At 69.3% G+C, this 3197-nt stretch carries 3 protein-coding genes; 2 read left to right on the top strand and 1 reads right to left on the bottom strand.

The features are described 5' to 3' along the window. On the bottom strand, window positions 1-222 hold a 222-nt coding region (locus K2X24_RS24265; protein ID WP_292501953.1), incomplete at its 3' end, for a hypothetical protein. Here K2X24_RS24265 and dctP point away from each other — a divergent pair. Together dctP and K2X24_RS24255 are read left to right on the top strand one after the other, a co-directional pair. Beyond that, complete coding sequence (gene dctP, locus K2X24_RS24260; protein ID WP_292501951.1) at window positions 221-1333, top strand: TRAP transporter substrate-binding protein; 1113 nt, start codon at window positions 221-223, stop codon at window positions 1331-1333. The genes K2X24_RS24265 and dctP overlap by 2 nt on opposite strands. Before the next feature lie 441 nt (window positions 1334-1774). Next, window positions 1775-3175, top strand: coding sequence for a deoxyribodipyrimidine photo-lyase (locus K2X24_RS24255; protein ID WP_292501948.1), 1401 nt, complete (start codon window positions 1775-1777; stop codon window positions 3173-3175). Window positions 3176-3197: the final 22 nt, after the last annotated feature.

Here is a 3197-nt window from a genome sequence, read left to right as displayed (position 1 = left end):
GCCAAGTAGGCTCGACGCCAAGTAGGCGCCGTCCCGAGTAATTTCCGCGCCCGGTAGCGCTTGCGCCAGGTCGCGGCCGCGTCGAGCCGGGCTCCCTGCCGGATCGACCGTTTCGGGATCGTTTCCGGCGCTTCGTCGTTCGTGAACGGCGGATACCATGGCCGCGTGCCGGCGATCCGGCGCGAAGTCGGGACGATTCGAGATCTTGCAGCGAGGCGTCATGCCCCCATCCTTCGTGCGCCCCCCCGCGGGGCGCCGCGCTTTTCTCTCCGCGGGCCTCGGCGGCGCGGCCGCCGCCCTCGCGGTCCCGGCCCGGGCCCAGGGCGCCCCGGATCTCCGCTGGCGCCTCGCCTGTGCCTATCCGAAGAACCTCGACATCCTGTTCGGCGCCACCGAGATGCTCGCCCGCCTCGTCGCCGAGGCCACCGACGGACGCTTCCAGATCCAGCCCCTGGGACCGGGCGAGCCGGTGGCCGCCGCCGGCCTCCTCGACGCGGTCGCCGCCGGCACCGTCGAGATGGGTTACGGCCCGGCGGCGCTGGGCCTGGCCAAGGACCCGACCTTCGCGCTCGCCGGCGCCCTGCCCTTCGGCCTGAACGCCCGGGGCCAGGCCGCCTGGTGGCTCCAGGGCGGGGCCGCCGAACTGTTCGGGGAGATCTTCGCCAAGCACGGCCTCGTGGCGCTGCCGGCCGGCAACACCGGGGCCCAGATGGGCGGCTGGTTTCGCCGCGAGATCAAGACGGTGGCCGACCTCCAGGGCCTGAAGCTGCGGATCGGCGGCCTCGGGGGGCAGGTCCTGGCCAAGCTCGGGGCGGTGCCGCAGGCGACGCCGGGCCCGGAGATCTATGCCGCCCTGGAAACGAAGGCCATCGACGCCGCCGAATGGATCGGCCCCTACGACGACGAGAAGCTCGGCCTGCAGAAGGTCGCGCCGACCTATCATTATCCCGGGTTCTGGGAGGGCGGCTCGATGCTGCACGCCTGGTTCAACGCCGAGGCCTGGAAGGGCCTGCCGAAGGGCTATCGGGCGATCCTCCAGGCGGCCGCCGCCCAGGTCCATGCCGACGTCCAGGCCAAGTATGACGCGCGCAATCCGCGCGCCCTGCGCCGCCTCGTGGCCGGGGGGGCGCAGCTGCGTCCCTTCCCCCAGGAGGTGATGGAGGCCGCGCTCAAGGCCGCCAACGACGTCTATGCGGAGATCGGGGCCAAGAACGCCGACTTCAAGCGCGTTCACGAGGCCCTGAAGACCTTCCGGAACGAGGAGTACCTCTGGTTCCAGGTGGCGGAATACACCTACGACAACTTCATGATCCGCGCCCGCGCACGGGGCTGACCTGTCGACCCGGGACAGAAAAAAGGCCGCCCCGAAGAGCGGCCCGAAGTCTAGGGAGGAAACGCCCAAGGAGGGCAACGGGACCGCGACGCCATCGCGTTCCCGCAATGCACAATCTGATCCTCTCCCGGGGAAAAGCAAGGTGGTTAGGGCAGGGTCCCTGTCGCTTTTCGTGTCCGGCCGCACATTGAGCGGTTTCTGTCGCTAAAATGACGCATCCGCGGATCTCGCAAATGCTCGTGGGCAGAGCCGATGCCCTGGCGCGGTGAAGGCACCTTACGGCGTTGTTCGCGTTCAGGTTTCGCGACCGGGATTGCTGCGCTTCGCGCGGTCCGATCCTGCCGGAACGGCGGGGTTTGCATCCCGCGTCGAGCGCGTCGAGCGCTCTACTTTCCTCCTGATCCAAGAATTTCCTCTTGATCTAAGAAGCGATGGCGGACGATGGCGATTCAGGCGGGACGGATTCGGGTTCTCAAGGATGTCGAGCCCCGCGGGGACGGGCGCTACGTGCTCTACCTCCTGCAGCAGGCGAATCGCGCGCACGAAAACCCGGCGCTCGAACTGGCGATCGAGGAGGCCAACCGGCTCGGCCTGCCGGTGCTCGCCTGCTTCGGGCTGCTCGACGGCAAGAACGGCTTTCCCGAGGCCAATGCCCGGCACTACGCCTTCCTGCTCCAGGGGCTCGCCGACGCGGCCTCCGGCCTCGAGGCCCGGGGCATCGGCTTCTGCCTGCGCAAGGCCTCGCCCGCCCGGGTCGCCATCGATCTGGCCAAGGACGCCGCCCTCCTCGTCCTCGACCGGGGCTACCTCGCGATCCAGAAGGGCTGGTACGGCGAGATCGTGGAGGCCGTCGACGCCCGGATCGTGCAGGTCGAGGGCGACGTGGTGGTGCCGGTGGAGGTCGTCTCGACCAAGCATGAATATGCCGCCCGCACCCTGCGCCCGAAGCTGCACAAGCACCTCGACGACTACGTCGCGCCCCTGACCGCCCGCAAGGTGAAGCACGCGGCCGGGCGCGGCCTGCCGAAATCCGAGGTCGACATCGCCGACACGGCGGCGGTGCTGGCCGGCATGAGCCTCGACCGGATCGTCGGCCCGGTGCGGCGCTTCACCGGCGGCGAGACCGAGGCGCGCCGGCGCCTGAAAGCCTATCTCGAGGGCCAGTTCGCCAGTTACGGCAGCGACCGCAATCGGCCGGAGGCCGGGGCGGCCTCGCACATGAGCCCCTACCTGCATTTCGGGCAGATCTCGCCGGTGGAGATCGTGCGGGCGGTGCGGGCCGCCAAGGCCGGCGGCCGGGAGGACAAGGCGGCTTACGTCGAGGAGGTCGTCATCCGCCGCGAACTGGCGATGAACCACGTCCACTACACGGAGGGCTACGACGACTACGCGCGCGCCGTTCCCGAATGGGCCCGCAAGGTCCTGGCCGAGCATGCCGACGACCCGAGGCCGAAGACCTACACCGAGACCGAACTCGCGGAGGGCCGGACGCACGACGTCTACTGGAACGCCGCCCAGGCCGAGATGCGCGTGACCGGCTACATGCACAATCACCTGCGCATGTACTGGGGCAAGAAGATCCTCGAATGGTCGCCCAGCCCCGAGGAGGGCTTCGCCCGGACGCTCAGGCTCAACAACCGCTACTTCCTCGACGGCCGCGACGCGAACTCCTTCACCAACGTCGCCTGGGTCTACGGCCTGCACGACCGCCCCTGGGCCCGGCGCAAGATTTTTGGCACCGTGCGTTACCAGAGCGAGAATTCCCTGCGGAAGTTCGACGCCAAGGCCTACCTCAAGACCGTCGAGGCGCTGTGCCGCGCCGAAGCAGAGGACGAGGCCTGAGGCCCGCCGGGGCATGCCACTT

The sequence above is a fragment of the Methylobacterium sp. genome, assembly GCF_019750675.1.
Taxonomy (GTDB): domain Bacteria; phylum Pseudomonadota; class Alphaproteobacteria; order Rhizobiales; family Beijerinckiaceae; genus Methylobacterium.
This window is presented reverse-complemented; position numbering and strand designations above follow the sequence as displayed.

Excerpts from the sequence above, each read along its gene's own strand:
- dctP (WP_292501951.1), top strand. The coding sequence starts at position 221 with ATGCCCCCATCCTTCGTGCGCCCCCCCGCGGGGCGCCGCGCTTTTCTC.
- K2X24_RS24255 (WP_292501948.1), top strand. The coding sequence starts at position 1,775 with ATGGCGATTCAGGCGGGACGGATTCGGGTTCTCAAGGATGTCGAGCCC.